Origin of the sequence: Candidatus Proelusimicrobium excrementi, from assembly GCF_937881865.1 — a bacterium.
In the GTDB taxonomy this organism is placed as follows: Bacteria; Elusimicrobiota; Elusimicrobia; order Elusimicrobiales; family Elusimicrobiaceae; genus Proelusimicrobium; species Proelusimicrobium excrementi.
Window position 1 is genome coordinate 1 of the sequence record NZ_CALGEO010000080.1, and the last position, 13,453, is coordinate 13,453.

The 13,453-nt window shown below is 44.9% G+C and carries 12 protein-coding genes and 2 pseudogenes; 6 read left to right on the forward strand and 8 right to left on the reverse strand.

The window, feature by feature from the left end; genetic code table 11:
- Nucleotides 1-27: 27 nt before the first annotated feature.
- From ACQY26_RS03725 to ACQY26_RS03735, 3 genes are read left to right on the forward strand one after another with little or no spacing between them, the layout of a single operon-like run.
- The gene (locus tag ACQY26_RS03725) at nucleotides 28-753 is read left to right on the forward strand and encodes a hypothetical protein (protein ID WP_428047759.1); all 726 of its coding nucleotides are present in this window, start codon (nucleotides 28-30) and stop codon (nucleotides 751-753) included.
- Nucleotides 754-755: 2 nt separating this feature from the next.
- Complete coding sequence (locus ACQY26_RS03730) at nucleotides 756-1,022, forward strand: hypothetical protein (RefSeq protein WP_428047760.1); 267 nt, start codon at nucleotides 756-758, stop codon at nucleotides 1,020-1,022.
- An 11-nt stretch (nucleotides 1,023-1,033) separates the two neighbouring features.
- Nucleotides 1,034-1,309 carry a hypothetical protein gene (locus tag ACQY26_RS03735; RefSeq protein WP_428047761.1) on the forward strand — a complete coding sequence of 92 codons (276 nt, stop codon included), beginning with the start codon at nucleotides 1,034-1,036 and terminating at the stop codon, nucleotides 1,307-1,309.
- A 79-nt stretch (nucleotides 1,310-1,388) separates the two neighbouring features.
- Here ACQY26_RS03735 and ACQY26_RS03740 read toward each other — a convergent pair whose 3' ends face one another.
- Nucleotides 1,389-3,344 carry a FeoB small GTPase domain-containing protein gene (locus ACQY26_RS03740; protein WP_428047762.1) on the reverse strand — a complete coding sequence of 652 codons (1,956 nt, stop codon included), beginning with the start codon at nucleotides 3,342-3,344 and terminating at the stop codon, nucleotides 1,389-1,391.
- A 176-nt stretch (nucleotides 3,345-3,520) separates the two neighbouring features.
- Nucleotides 3,521-5,035, reverse strand: coding sequence for an ankyrin repeat domain-containing protein (locus ACQY26_RS03745; protein ID WP_428047764.1), 1,515 nt, complete (start codon nucleotides 5,033-5,035; stop codon nucleotides 3,521-3,523).
- Nucleotides 5,036-5,410: 375 nt separating this feature from the next.
- On the opposite strand from ACQY26_RS03745, the pseudogene ACQY26_RS03750 reads away from it, so the two are divergent.
- The 3 genes and pseudogenes from ACQY26_RS03750 (at nucleotide 5,411) to ACQY26_RS03760 (ending at nucleotide 9,078) form a co-directional block, all read left to right on the forward strand.
- Nucleotides 5,411-6,257, forward strand: a pseudogene (locus ACQY26_RS03750) (M42 family metallopeptidase).
- An 11-nt stretch (nucleotides 6,258-6,268) separates the two neighbouring features.
- On the forward strand, nucleotides 6,269-8,623 hold the full coding sequence (locus tag ACQY26_RS03755) for a thiamine pyrophosphate-dependent enzyme (RefSeq protein WP_428047765.1): 2,355 nt from the start codon (nucleotides 6,269-6,271) through the stop codon (nucleotides 8,621-8,623).
- 26 nt (nucleotides 8,624-8,649) lie between these two features.
- A complete protein-coding gene (locus ACQY26_RS03760) occupies nucleotides 8,650-9,078 on the forward strand; it encodes a PPC domain-containing DNA-binding protein (RefSeq protein ID WP_428047766.1) in 429 nt (142 codons plus the stop codon).
- Nucleotides 9,079-9,136: 58 nt separating this feature from the next.
- Here the strand turns inward: ACQY26_RS03760 and ACQY26_RS03765 are convergent, their stop codons facing one another.
- The 6 genes and pseudogenes from ACQY26_RS03765 to ACQY26_RS03790 form a co-directional block, all read right to left on the reverse strand.
- Entirely contained in the window at nucleotides 9,137-9,616 is a 480-nt protein-coding gene (locus ACQY26_RS03765; protein WP_428047768.1) for a hypothetical protein, read from the reverse strand.
- Complete coding sequence (locus tag ACQY26_RS03770; protein WP_428047770.1) at nucleotides 9,568-11,334, reverse strand: acetate--CoA ligase family protein; 1,767 nt, start codon at nucleotides 11,332-11,334, stop codon at nucleotides 9,568-9,570. Before ACQY26_RS03770 ends, ACQY26_RS03765 begins: the two co-directional genes overlap by 49 nt.
- Before the next feature lie 649 nt (nucleotides 11,335-11,983).
- Nucleotides 11,984-12,061: a CD1375 family protein gene (locus ACQY26_RS03775; protein WP_428047773.1), complete on the reverse strand. Its 78-nt coding sequence runs from the start codon at nucleotides 12,059-12,061 to the stop codon at nucleotides 11,984-11,986.
- Nucleotides 12,062-12,065: 4 nt separating this feature from the next.
- On the reverse strand, nucleotides 12,066-12,353 hold the full coding sequence (locus tag ACQY26_RS03780; protein WP_428047771.1) for a hypothetical protein: 288 nt from the start codon (nucleotides 12,351-12,353) through the stop codon (nucleotides 12,066-12,068).
- Between the two features lie 21 nt (nucleotides 12,354-12,374).
- Nucleotides 12,375-12,770 (reverse strand): hypothetical protein, encoded by a 396-nt coding sequence (locus ACQY26_RS03785; RefSeq protein ID WP_428047772.1) that lies wholly within the window; start codon nucleotides 12,768-12,770, stop codon nucleotides 12,375-12,377.
- 423 nt (nucleotides 12,771-13,193) lie between these two features.
- Nucleotides 13,194-13,453, reverse strand: a pseudogene (locus ACQY26_RS03790) (hypothetical protein); the annotation flags it as partial.

A 13,453-nucleotide genomic window follows, 5' to 3' on the forward strand; every position in this document is an offset into this window, starting at 1 on the left:
TACACGTGAAGCAAAAACGCTCAGGATTTGCCTTGGGGGGATTGGAACCTTATAGAGCCCGGTTCCGTTATAAACGAAAGCGGCCGTTACTTACAACTTAAATGGGCGGGTCAAAGCGACGCGGCCCAAACTTCCGTTCCAAAACTTACGGGCTGGCGCGCGGAATGGGAAGGAACCGGCGTAAATATCGCCATGATAAACACTTCTTCCATGAGCTGCCTTGACGTGGTGCAGGAGCTTGCCCGTTTAAGCGGATATCAGATAGGCTTTGATTCGGAGGGGACTTTCTTTTTTAAGCAAAGGCCCGCTTTAAGCGAAGCTTCTTTGAAACTTACCGAAAACGATATTATAAGCGTTGAAAGCGTCAGCGGCGGCGCGGACAAACTTTATAACCGGGTAAGCGTGAACTTCGGCAATTATTCTTGTATTGTGGATGACTTTACGCTCGGTCTGCCTCGTCCCAATTTGATTGACAAATACGGGCTTAAAGAACTTTCAGTCGCTTCCGGCGCGCTTTTGCCGGCGCAGAACGCCAATTTGGCGCGGGCTTGCGCGCCGAGTATCTATAAAGAAGCCGGCAGGTTAAAAAAGCGAGCCGTGCTGATATGCCGTTTTCTGCCTCAGATAGAGTTGGGCGACGTCATAGAAGTTGACTTCGCTCCGCATTTAAGCGGCAATATGACGGTTGAAGGTTTGGAGTTCAATTTAAACGATTGGACTTTAAGGCTTGATTTGTGTTCGTGGGAGTCTTAACTATGCAAAACGAAACCGTTTTTTATCCCGCCGGTGCGGCGAAATACTGGCTGGCTTTGCTTTGCGCCGCAAGGAATATTTTGTATATCGCGGCGGCCGCGCTTTCTTTTTCTTTATGGTTTGCTTCCACGGTCCATACGCCCAAACGGCTGGAAGAGCTTGAAACCCGCATGGCTTTAATAAACTCGGCCCAAAGCAGAATTGAAGGCAGGCTTGAGCTTGCCCTGGAAGATTTGCGCTTCTTAAAACATTCTTTAAACAAAAAATAAAAGGAGAAAATATGTTTTCAAAAATAATTGGCTTATCGCTGAAAATTAAAAATTTTCTGAAAGGTAAAAAAATTTATATAGCGGCGGCGGTGCTTATTTTGCAGGCTTTGCTCGGCTATGCCGGGGAACTGCTTGATTTGGCTTCCGCCGCGGATTTTATAAACTGGTGCGGAGGATTGGCCTCAAATGATTTTACCGCACGTTTAATTGAGGGCTTGGGGATATTCGGCCTGCGTTTCGTTTTCGGCGGAAAGGCAAGCCCTCAAAATCAAGCCAAAGCCGATTAATCGGCATAGTTCGCCCATGATGTAAAAAAGGCCCCGGCTTTAAAAACGCCGGGGCCGATTCCGTGAAACTTAAATATTTTTATAATATAAAGTTTAACAGGCCCCCTATAAGGACTGATACGCTTAAGGTGATGAGCATTATTTTAAGTCCGTCTTTCAGCCCTCCTTCCCTTAAAAGCACGAAGAACGAAGCCGTACACGGCATATACATGGCCATGAACACGCAGGCCACGAGCATTTGCTTACCGGTTAACGCAAAAGGCGTAAGAAGCGCGATTGAAATGTCTTTCCTTAAAAATCCCAAGAGGATTACGGAAGAGGATTCTTTAGGCAGCCCCAATACGTAAGAAACCAAACCTTGCATGGCGTTGTCAATAAAGTTTAATAAGCCGGTCATGTCGGCTAGCGTTATTATGAACATACCCGCTATGATTAACGGTATGGCTTCCACTATAAAATCCTTGGCTCTTCTGCCGAGCTGTTTTATAAAAGGAACAAATTTAGGCAGCTGCCAGCCGGGCACTTCCATGAAAATGTCGGAGGTGTCCCCCGGCATAATCTTATTTAAAGCCAAGCCCGCAAGCAAACCCGTAATCAGCATTATCGCGAAAACGCCCAGCAAATAACCTATGCCGTAAGGCGCTACTACCGAGAACATCATCGCCGTCTGTGAAATACACGGCACCATCATCAAAATCAGCACGAGAGCGATTATTTTCTGCCTTTTCGTTTCCAAAGAGCGCACCGCCATAATGGCCGGCACTTTGCAGCCGAAGCCGAGCATTATAGGTATCGCGCTGTAGCCGTGCAGCCCTATTCTGTGCAGAAGGGAATCAAGCAGTATCGCAAGGCGCGGCAAATAGCCCAGCATGGAAAGGAAATCCAGCACCGCGTAGAAAGAAACGACATAAGGCAGAACATCCACGAAAGCTATTTTTACGCCTTCGGAAAGTATGCCCAAGCCTCCTGCCGTTTCCGACGCGCTGCCGAAGAGTATCGTATAAATGAAGGTTCCTTCCGTAAAGCTGAAAATATGCTGCATCAGCGGAAGATAATAGTTTTCATAAAGCGGCGTAAGCAAATCTATGCAGCTTTCGCCGATAAAACGTATTATGAAGAACGAAACTATCATCACCAAAAACGCCAAAGGCAGGCCGAACCAGCTGGAGGATGCGGCCTCTTCCAGTTTTTCTATTACGGAAGGGTGCCTGTGCGTTATTTTTTGGGCTTGCGCGCTTATTTTGCCGATAAGTTTCCATTTTTCGTCTTGGTCGGAAGGTATTTGAACGGGGTGATACGGAGTTTTTCCTGTGGCAAGTTTGTCTATTTCGTTTGAAAGCTCTTTAAATCCTGTTCCGTTAAGGCCGTTGCTGGCTATTACGGGTACGCCCAAAAACTCGGAAAGTTTTTTCGTATCCACGTCTATGCCTTTTTTCTTGGCAACGTCGAATTTATTTAAAAGCAGAACGGTAGGTTTGCCCAAAGCTATAATATCCAAGGCAAAATATAAATTGCGTTCTAAGTGCTGAGCGTCCAATACGTATACGGCTACGTCATAAGGTGTGTTTTTGATAAGCAGGCAGGATTCTTCGTCCGTGCGGGATTCCTCTTGCAGACTGTAAATGCCCGGCATATCGTACACCGTATAAAAATGCTTGTTTATTACCGTTTCTCCGTTTAATAAGGAAACGGTCGTCCCCGGGTAGTTGGAAGCGTCAGTCTTTACGCCCGTCAGGCGGGAAAACACCGTGCTCTTGCCCACATTGGGGTTGCCCATTAAAAATATTACTTTTTGGGTGGTTTCTATTAAAATATGTTCGGCAAATTCCTTGCCTACCGCTATTTCAACGCCGTCTGCGTCTATAAGTATGGGGAAAGATGAATTCTTGCGTTTTACTTCGCAGCCTTTGTGAAGGCCCATTGCGTTTAAGCGGTGCTTAACTTTTTTGTCAGAGTGGGCTATGGCCGTAACCGTGCCGTATCCGTTCTTTTTAAGTTCGCTTAGTTTTTTTATCGTAGTGAATGGCTGTGCCATATTAATGTAAGTTCCTGTATCGTTTATAATTGATAAGGCTTTAAAAGTAAGTCTTAACTAACAAAATTATATAATAAACGGAGCTTTTATACAAATTTGCGCTTTTGCCAAACGGAGTTTATAAAAATAAAAAAGCCCCCGCTTAACGAGGGCTTTTTAAATTTAGCAGGCGGCGTTTATTTTGCTTGGTTAGCCGCTTTCGCTTCCCTTTCGGCTTTAACTATTTTTGCCTTGGCCATTTGGTTTTCAAGGAAAGCTATATATTCGTCTATATCTTCTATATTGTCCCAGAACGCTTGTTCTTCGCTTTGTCTGCGCATCAACACTTGCTCTTTATAAGCTTTCTGGAGGCCGTTTTCCTGGGCGTAGCGTTTTTCTTCCGTATCAAGAATTGCCGCGAGTTTCGTATTGTCGTTGGCTCTTGCGATTGAAGTCAAGCTCGGTGCTTCTTCATTTTTGATAAGCGGATTTGCGCCGTAGCTTACGAGCAAGGCCGCAACCTTGGTGTAATTGCCGTTTACGGCGTAATAGAGGGCGGTGTTGTCATCATTATCCCAAGCGTTGGGCTCTGCGCCTTTTTTAAGTAAATCGTAAGTCATTTTATAATCGCCTCTTTTAGCCGCGGCGATGAGGGGGGTGGAATTTTCCGATCCGTAGGAAAGATTGGTGTCCGCCCCGGCGGTGTTTATCACGGTGTTGAAGACGGGGTAATCACCGTTTTCAACCGTCCAAGAAAGCGCGCTTCTGCCAAGTTTGTCCTGCCTGTTGACGCTTACACCCGCTTTCAGCATTTCTTTTACCAAGGCGTTATTGCTGTTTTTTGCCGCCAAAATAAGCGGAGTAACCGCCAGCATATCCTGCGTATGAGGATTTGCGCCTTCCGTTAAAAGCAGTCTTACTATGGTGTCGTCGCCGTTTTGCACGGCGTGCATAAGGGCGGTTCTGCCTGTATTGTCTTTAGCTTCAAGGCTGGGATTCAGCGTAAGTATATCTTTTACAAATTTGGAGTCGCCCGTGTCGACCGCGGCCATAAGCGGAGTATAACCGAATTTGTTTTTTGAATTTATGCCCGCGCCTCTGGCCATAAGCCTTTTTACCGTTTCAAGGTCTTTCGCGCCGGCGGCCGAGGTTATTGAAGAAGCCAAAGCCGTTTCTTTGTCATTTATTTTAATGACTTGCGTATCCAATAATTTAAGAACAACCGCGTGATGTTTATTTTCGGATGCGTAACTTAAAGCGGTTTTGCCGTTTTTGTCTTCGATATTAGGGTTTGCGCCGTATTCAAGCAGAAGGCTTACGATATCCAGCCTTCCGTTTTGGGCCGCCTCCATTAAAGGCGTGGTGGAATCTTTGGAAGGTTCGTTTACTTTTGCTTCGTGTTTTAAAAGCATTTCGGTAATCGCTGCGTCGGTTTCGGGCGCGGCCGCGGCTACCAGCGGAACGGTGCCTTCGTCGTTTTTCTCGTTGGGATCAACGCCGGCGTAAAGCAGAATGTTTATTCTGTCGACGTCATTATCGCCTATCGCTTTTATTAATGTAGTGTTATAAAGGTAAGAATACTGAGGCTTTTGCTTGGCTTTCTCGGCGTCGCCGCCCAAGATTTCGATGTAAGCGCCTTTCTTCTGCCCCTGTGCGCAGAGCGTTAAAGCCAGAGCGCAAAAAGTAAAAAAGACAAATGTTTTCTTTAACATATATATCTCCTGTAACAAAATACTAATTAACATATTATTAAAAAGAACCGCGCATTACAAGGGTTTTGTTTAAGTTCAAACGGTGCGCCTAGCCTGAGTTTTTTACTCTTCGCCCGTCTTAGCAAATAAATTAATAATATGATACAATTACCGCAGACCGACGATATTGCGCGCGCAGGAGGAAAAACCGTGGATTTTGATTTGTTTTCCAAATTGTCGCTTATACCGGCCGCTTCCGGGCGGGAAGAGCTTTTGGGCGGGGAAATCGCCCGCATGATAAAACCCTATTGCGACGGCGTGAGCGTCGACGCCATGGGCAATGTGATTGCTTTTAAGAAAGGCTCCGGCGGCAAGAAAATCATGGTTGCCGCGCATATGGACGAGGTTGCCTTAAAAATACGTTATATAGACGAAAAGGGCTTTTTGTATTTTACTCTTACCGGCGGTATAGACCCAAGGACGCTTCTTTCCCAAAGAGTTTTGGTCCAGACCGAAGAAAACGGCCTTATACCCGGCGTAATAGGGGCTAAAGCCGCGCATTATTTGACTGCGGCGGAAAAAACTCAGCCCCTGGACGCGTTATCCCTTTATAGACTGCGGTTTTAATTTTGAAGAAATTTCAAAAATTGTTTCAATCGGGGACCCGGTTGTTTTGGACAGAACTCCTGCGGAACTGGGCGGGGGGCTTTTTACGGCAAAAGCCATTGACGATCGCGCGGGCGTTTACATTCTTGTTCAGGTTATCAAAAATATGCCCAAAGAGCATAAGGACGATATTTACTTCGTCTTTACCGTTCAGGAAGAATACGGACTTATCGGAGCGCACGGCGCGGTTATGGCAATCCGCCCGGACGTCGCTTTGGCCGTAGACACCACCGGCGCGCTGGATACGCCGGGAATGCGCCCTCAGGATTATGTGGTTTCTCTCGGCAAGGGCGTGGGGATAACTTTAACCGACGGCACGACTATTGCCGACAGGGCTTTGTGCAAAAGCCTTATAAAGATTTGTAAAGATAAAGGTATAGCGTATCAGTTGCGCGTAGCGGCGCGCGGCTCCAACGACGCAAAAGCTATGCAGCGCGAATCTGGGCCGGTAAAAGCGGCCGCTTTAAGCGTGCCCGTGCGCTATATCCATTCCAATGTGGAAACGGCAAGCAAACACGATATTGACGCCGCTTATAATCTTGTTTTGAACTTCCTCTCGGAAGGTTTTGAGGGGTAAGGAGCGAGTATATGGTAAATCCGTCTGATTTTAAACTCGGCAGCAAAAAAAATTCTTATTTTAAAGCTGAAGACGTACTTAAAGACCGTTCTTACGTTTTACCTGAAGAAGACAAAAAAGCCCTTACCGGGGCCGATATAATTTACAGAGCGCTTTGCGCCATGCTTTACAACTATGCGCCGCTTTCCGGGCACCCGGGCGGCAGTATATCTTCCGGCAGGATTGCGGCTTCTTTGGCTTATAAAGTGATGGACTATGATTTTAAAGATCCAGACTTGCAGGAAGCGGATATCCTTTCTTACGCGGCGGGCCATAAAGCTTTGGGGCTCTACGCCATGTCGGCTTTAAGAAACGAAATCGCAAAAGCTTTCCGCCCGGCTTTGCTTGCGCCGGAAACGCGCCAGCTCCGTTTGGAAGATTTACTCGGTTTTAGGAAATCGCCCGCGGCCGGAACGAAGCTTGTCAAACAATTTTCTTCCAAAGTTTTGGACGGACATCCCGTGCCGCAGGTTCCTTTCGTAAGGCTTTCCACCGGTGCTTCGGGCATAGGTTTGGGCTCAAGCATAGGTTTGGGGCTTGCCGCCGCCTGTTCTTATAAGGAAAATACCCCAAAAGTAAACATTATCGAAGGCGAAGGCGGCCTTACCGCCGGCAGAAGCGCGGAAGCTTTGGCGATAGCTGCCGCCGCGGGGCTTGATAACGTAATTTTGCATTTGGATTGGAACCAAGCCTCCATAGATTCCGACAAAGTAACCGCAGATAAAGAAAGCCGCGGCGATTATACCGCCTGGACGCCGGCGGAACTTTGCTATATAAACGGTTTTAACGTAATAGAAGTGGCCGACGGTTTTGATTTTGAACAAGTATACGCGGCGCAGAAATTCGCCTATGATTTAAACAACGGCTGCCCGACGGCGATAATTTACAGAACCGTTAAAGGCTGGCATTACGGAATTGAAGGCAAAGCCAGCCACGGCAGCGGGCACAAATTCGCCTCCGAAGGTTTTTATAAAGCCATGGAAGAATTTGAAAACGCTTTCGGCGTAAAGATTCCGCGCTTTGAAGGGGAACAAACGCCCGATAATATAGAACGCAGTTTTTGGGACTGCCTGCTCTGCGTAAGGCGGGCCGTAGCGGAGCATAAAGAAGTTTTTGAGCCTTTGGCGGAAATGCTTGTTTCCGCGCGCGGGCGGCTTTCGGCTTTAAAGCGGGAGATTTCCGCGCCGGAAGTCCAAAAAGTCTATACGGCTTTTACGCCTGATAAAACGCCGGAAGGGTTTAGTTTCCCAGCAGGGGAAGCCCACGCTTTAAGGACGGTTATGGGCTCGGCTTTGGCTTATATTTCCCAAGAAACCGGCGGCAGTATTTTGGTAAGCACGGCGGATTTATCCGGCTCCACCGGGGCCGGCGCGGTTGCAAAGCCTTTTGCCAAAGGTTTTTATAATAAATATTCCAACCCGGAAAGCAAATATATAGCTTCCGGCGGAATTTGCGAAGACGGCATGTCTTCCGTAATGAGCGGCGTTTCCGCGTACGGTACGCATGTAGGCCTTGCGGCTTCTTACGCGGCTTTTACTTCCGCCATGATGCACACGCAGGCCCGTTTACACGCCATAGGCCAGCAGTGCTGGAAGGAAGCCACAGGCGAAGCGGAAAGAACTTTTATCATCTTTACGGGCCACGCCGGTATGCAAACCGGGGAAGACGGCCCCACCCATGCAGATCCTCAGGCTTTACAGCTTATTATGGAAGATTTCCCCAAAGGCGCGGCGATAACTCTTACGCCTTTGGACGGTAATGACGTTTGGCCGGTTTTGAGCGCGGCCCTCGTCAAAAGGCCGGCGGTGCTTTATCCGGTGGTATCGCGCCCCAACGTGAAAGTTATTGACAGAGCCGCTTTGGGCGCGGACGTCCCCGCTGCCGCGGCTAAGGGCGTGTACAGGCTTTGCAAGTCCTCCAAAGCAAACCCGGACGGAGTAATAGTCGTGCAGGGCCCGGGAGCGGGGGAAGTGTTTTGCGCGGAAGTATTGCCGGAACTTAAAAAAAGAGGCGTCGAAATCAACGCGTATTATGTAACTTCCCGCGAGCTCTTTACGGCTTTGCCCGAGGAAGAGCGCGAAGCCTTGTTCCCGTATGCGGATATGCAAAAAGCGATAGCTTTGACTGATTTCACCCTGCCGACCATGTATTGCTGGCTGAAGTCAAAAATGGGTGCGGAATATTCCATTTATCCGTTTATGCAGGGCAAATATATGTCCAGCGGGAAAGCCAAAGACGTATATAAAGAAGCGCATATGGACGCAAAAGGCCAGCTTGAAAAGATAGAAGCCTATCTTGAAACTATAAAAGCCGGGAAATGGCAATAGATTTAATTCATTAAGGAGAGTGCAAAATGGCAGAACAAAAACCTTATCTTACCGGAAGAACGTATATCTTCAGAATACAGAAAGGCAAAGACCTGATGGAAGCTTTGACGGATTTTTGTCATGACAACCAAATAAAATGCGGTATTATCAACGGGACCGGCGCATTGGAAAACGCCACCCTTTCCAGTTATGACCAGGCGAAAAAGAAATATGATAAACGCGTAGTCGCCAAACCTATGGAAATGGTAAGCCTTATGGGCAATGTCAGCATTATGGATAACAGGGCCAATGTCCGCGCGGACGTGGTTTTGGCCGACGACGAAGGCAATATGGACGGCGGACAGCTTACGGCCGGCACCAAAGTTTTTGTGGCGGAAGTTTATATACAGGAACTCGTCGGCGAACCAAAAGTTAGGAAGCAGGATAAAGTAACCAAATTAAATATTTGGATATAGTTCTTGAGGCTTGATTAGGGCGGGGATTTTATATCCCCGCCTTTTTTACATGGCGCGGCTAATTGTTCTTTAATAATTTTTCTATAATTTTGACGGCTTTATCGGCGTGATCAAAAACCGGCAGGCCGTTTTCCTGCCCTGTTTTGCGGTAATAATCATATCTCGCTCCGGCCGATACGCTGGCAAAAGCCGGGATATTATATTCCCTGGCCGCGGCGGCGAACTCTTTAAGAAATGAGGGTTCTTCCGCCTCAAGCGTTTTTATCGCCGGGCTTACGGGCACGGTGCAGAATAAAACCGCGCCGTATTGACCGCTTTTAACGGCGGCGCGCATAACTTCCAATGCGGCGGCGTCCGGGCACATCGGGGTTACGTCAAGAGGGTTTCTTACGTCCGCCAAAGAACTTAAACCGTATCTTGCAAGTATTGACGCGATTTCATTTTTAAGTTCGTCTTCCGGCGCGGCCGGGTTTAATTGGGAGTCTGCTTTTACGGAATCGGCCATGGCGCTGGTTTCAAAGCCGGCGTTGCTGAGCATAAAAACTTTATTGTTCTTAAATTCTTTCCCGGCGCAGATTGGCAAAGGTCTTCAAATTCTTCAAGATTTTCGGCCATAAACGCGCCCGCCTGGGATAGAATTTTCTTGGCGGTAAAGTAATTGCCCGCTATTGAAGCCGTATGCCCCATGACGGCTTTTTGCCCGCTGGGTGTGCGCCCGGCCATATAAATAAGAGTTTTTATTCCCTGTTTCTTCGCCTGAGAAACGGCTTGTCTCAAGGCTTCTCCTTCGTTTTGCTTAAGGCCTTCTATGTAAAGCATTAAAAGTTTTATTTTATTTTCTTTGATGAGATATTTGGCGTAATCGGTAACGGTTGCGTCCTGCTGATTGCCCGTCATAACGGCGTAAAGCGGTTTTACGTGTTCCGTTTTGCCCAGAGAAGCCAGCATAAATGCTCCGCTTTGGCTGATAAAGGCCGATGGCGCAAGCGACGGATTAAAGCCAAGCGGCGGCGTGAACTTTTCCGTCGGTATAAAAAGGCTGTTGAAGTTTGACGGATTTGACACCAGCCCCAGGGAATTGCTGCCGTTGAGCGTAAAATCAGGGTTTGTTTTTTTGCCTTCTTTTATTATTTCTTTGAGTTCCAAATCCAACCCGGCGGAGCCTTCTTTTTCGCCGATACCTCCGCTGATTAAAACCACGCCGTTTACTTTGCCGCTTTGGGCGCAGTCCCGCAAAGTTTGCACGGCGGAACCGGCCGGAACGGATAAAATCAGCGCGTCAATTTTTTGCGGCAAAGAGTTGAAATCGGGCACGCATTTTACGCCGTCTATTTCCCGCTCGCCCGCTTTTATCACGAATAGATTTTCTTTGTTAAAACCGGCCTTTATAATATTGTTTAAGATTATGCGCCCCATATTCATCTTTTTGCCGCTAACCCCGATTACGGCCGCGCTTTTAGGGTTTAAAAGGCTTTGAAGGCCTCTTTCCGTTACGGCATGGCCGGATTTGGCAAATTCGGCTTTTTTAAAGCGCAGAACGCCGTCCAGCGCGGTTAACTTTCCGCCGCCGGCGCAGAGGGGATTTATTTCAAATTCTTCTATAAAAAATTCCGCATTTTTGTTTAAAGGGCTGAAATGCAGCATAAGCCCGGCAAGTTTTTGCAGAGTTTCGCTTAAAGCGGCTTTGCTTATTTGAGGTTTGCCTCCTCTCGCTTTGCCGCCGGCGTAACGCCAAAGCAGAGAATTTTCTATAAAAGAATCAAAATCCGCGTTTAAAGCTGCGGTTAGAGCGGTGCGTACTTCCTCTTTAAGATTTTTTGCAAAATATTCGGAGTCCGTCCCGCCAAATCCCAAAGTTATCACCGGGCCGAAAGCTTCGTCCAAGCGCGCGCCGAGCAGTATTTCCCGCCCGAGCGCGAAGGGAGGGTAGTCGATAAATTCCGTAAGCATAAAAGACTTCGCTTCAGGGAATGCGGCGGCCATGGCTTTAAAGGTTTGTTCGGCTTTGTCCTTAGTGCATATCTTTACGCCGCCTTTATCGGTTTTGTGCAGAGTCTTTTCCGAGAGAATTTTTATTACGATTTTCTCTCCGGGGAAATCTTTGAGCGTTTTACCGATATCATCATTTGCCGCCGCGGTTTTGATTTGCGGGGTTTTAATTCCTATGCGTCTTAAAATTTGATAGCAATCGGCTTCGTTTAATGTTTTAAATCCTTTTGCGTAAGCGTTTCTTAACATATTGTTTATAAAATCCATTTGAGCTTCTCCTGAAACTGCTTTATCTAAATGTATAATTATATTATATAATAAAAGAAGAACTAAATCAAGAAATTGAAATAGTTCTTTTAAAGATAAAATATTGGATTTAAATAACTTGCATTAGCAAGTTATTTAAATCTTTTAATATCTGCTACGCAGATATTAAAAAATTATTTTTTTAAGTAGTATTTTTAATCTTAGAAGAATATTTATCTTTAATCTTAAAAGTCCAAAGATGATATACATCTATAAGCGGCACATTAAATTCTAAACTAAACTATCTTTCCAAACATTCAACCTTATTTTCAAACTCATTCTAACTGCCGGCCTCTAATGAATAAACTTTAATGTAATTCTCCTTCTCAAACATTAAATGGTGACTGGGTGATACTAATGCTACTAAATAATTCATGTTATACCTCCTGTAGTCCATCATCAAGTTTAAAACTTAAATATGCCTTTGGTTTTTGATTGTATAATAATTATACTATATCTTTCGGGATATATCAAAGTTTTGTAGTTGTAAAAAGCTGAATTAATTATATTCATTAACTAAAAAAGAAGATAGTATAAACTATCTTCCTTTATGTTTTATTTAATTTTCAGGGTTGTCATAATAACCAATCTCAACGAGATATTCATAAACCTATTCCCTAATTATAAGAGGGACATCATCCAATACTTTCTTACCTTTCATAATTAAATTCGCATAAACTTTAATCATTTAATCACCCCAAAGATCCCATTGTTTCATAGATTTCACAAAGAGCCATTTGTGTATCAAGAATTTCATTATTCAATTCTTCATTTGCATTCTTTAAAATCTCAATATACTCACTAGGAGTATATTCGTATAAATCAAATTCATAATGAGAAAATGTAATTGATTCTTCGTCGGTATTTTCACTATCTTCTTTTTCAACATATTTTATATTCTTAGCTACAAACACTCGGTATGAATTTATTTCAAATTCCTTCGGTGCATCTATTGATTGTGTATTAGAATAAATTTTCAATATTTATCACCTCTATATTGTTTATGAAGTTTTACGTGCTATATATGCTAATCGACCACCCATAGTACGATTATGAGTAGATAAAATACCATTGGCTGCAAAATGGAATGGACCTGCGGTATTACTATCTGACCAATGTCCTCCTAAACGGACAGAATGCAAGCCATTTAAGTCAGTCGTCATCCAAATTTGGTCACCTACAGGAAGTGCCGTGTTGCCTCCTATTTCACTAGCAATAAATAGCCAGTCAAATACTGGATTTCCATATCCCATTGCATTAATATATCCATTGGCACCATTAGGGAGTAAAAAACCAGCATTTGTATATCCTGAAAGTGTTATATCATAATTGGTTGTTCCTGAAGTAACCGCAGTTAAAGAATCATCAAATGAAAAATCATTACAGATAAAAGGCATACCAGCTTGCTAATTACCATCACCCCCTATTATTATTCCCTAGACTAATTTCCATATATTTCCATAAGGATTTTCTCGTCCTCTATATCGAACGCTTACATAGCCATTATCGGTGTAGGTTGTAACAATTAACTATTTAGTACTAGAATTAATACTTCTAGTTACATTAGTTGAGGAAGCATGTCCACTTAATTTACCAATATTATAAGTAGAACCAGTTATAGCACTACAATTTAAAGAAGCAGTGTCTGATACCAAAACTACTCCTCCGCCTATGCCTCCTTGTGATTCCTACTGAAGGTTTGCTGTTCCATGTTCAATCATAGCAAGTAATTGCTCAGCAGACTCAATTTGTATTGTAGTATTGTGCCAGCCATATCCACGATTTTTAGCCAACTATTCAAGATTTGTTCTTGTTAAGTCCTAATATATCCCTGATGCAGGCTTGGCTCCAGAAATAGAGCTGAGCTTATCTGTTGTGAAATCAGCAAGTATTCTATTAGTACCATCGTTATATCCATCATCAAGAATGTAGTTGGAAGCAGAAGTATCGTAAATACAAGCTTCATATGTTGCGGTATAATATCCATCTACTTCATCACCGTCTTCATTAATAAAAGCAGGATGGAGCTTATAACCAGTTAAAGGAACTGGACTAATCCAATAATTAGCACAACGGAGAT

Coding starts and splice junctions, on each gene's coding strand:
- ACQY26_RS03730 (WP_428047760.1), top strand. CDS start 756: ATGCAAAACGAAACCGTTTTTTATCCCGCCGGTGCGGCGAAATACTGG.
- ACQY26_RS03735 (WP_428047761.1), top strand. CDS start 1,034: ATGTTTTCAAAAATAATTGGCTTATCGCTGAAAATTAAAAATTTTCTG.
- ACQY26_RS03740 (WP_428047762.1), bottom strand. CDS start 3,344: ATGGCACAGCCATTCACTACGATAAAAAAACTAAGCGAACTTAAAAAG.
- ACQY26_RS03745 (WP_428047764.1), bottom strand. CDS start 5,035: ATGTTAAAGAAAACATTTGTCTTTTTTACTTTTTGCGCTCTGGCTTTA.
- ACQY26_RS03755 (WP_428047765.1), top strand. CDS start 6,269: ATGGTAAATCCGTCTGATTTTAAACTCGGCAGCAAAAAAAATTCTTAT.
- ACQY26_RS03760 (WP_428047766.1), top strand. CDS start 8,650: ATGGCAGAACAAAAACCTTATCTTACCGGAAGAACGTATATCTTCAGA.
- ACQY26_RS03765 (WP_428047768.1), bottom strand. CDS start 9,616: ATGCTCAGCAACGCCGGCTTTGAAACCAGCGCCATGGCCGATTCCGTA.
- ACQY26_RS03770 (WP_428047770.1), bottom strand. CDS start 11,334: ATGGATTTTATAAACAATATGTTAAGAAACGCTTACGCAAAAGGATTT.
- ACQY26_RS03775 (WP_428047773.1), bottom strand. CDS start 12,061: ATGATTAAAGTTTATGCGAATTTAATTATGAAAGGTAAGAAAGTATTG.
- ACQY26_RS03785 (WP_428047772.1), bottom strand. CDS start 12,770: ATGCCTTTTATCTGTAATGATTTTTCATTTGATGATTCTTTAACTGCG.